Origin of the sequence: Flavobacterium cupreum (genome assembly GCF_003996965.1) — a bacterium.
Classification (GTDB): domain Bacteria; phylum Bacteroidota; class Bacteroidia; order Flavobacteriales; family Flavobacteriaceae; genus Flavobacterium; species Flavobacterium cupreum.
This window is the reverse complement of record NZ_QWDM01000221.1, coordinates 1-294: the sequence shown is the minus strand read 5'-3', so window position 1 is coordinate 294 and position 294 is coordinate 1. Positions and strand designations below refer to the sequence as shown.

At 74.5% G+C, this 294-nt stretch carries 1 protein-coding gene; it reads right to left on the bottom strand.

Going from position 1 to position 294, the window contains the following annotated elements; genetic code table 11:
* On the bottom strand, window positions 1–294 hold a 294-nt coding region (locus D0817_RS27235; RefSeq protein ID WP_202866549.1), incomplete at both ends, for a hypothetical protein.

Below are 294 nucleotides of genomic sequence, written 5' to 3'. Positions count from 1 at the left end.
GGCGCTGTCGAGCAGCAGCTGCCAGGCGCCGGGCGGCAGCGTGAAGGCGACCGCGTGCGCGGTGGCGTTGACCAGCAACAAGCAGGACTCAAGGCCGGCGCCGAGCAAAATGGCGATGCTGCGCTGGGCGCCGCTGTGCCAGTCGGCGCCGTCGAGCGGCGCGCCGTCGAAGCGGGTCCAGGCGATCGGGCACTGCCAGGTCGCGCGGCGCAGCGCCGGCAGGCGCTTGCGCAGCCCGACCAGGCGCGCCACGTAGTGGCCCAGTTCGAGGTCGGCCCCGGCCCAGTCGATCCA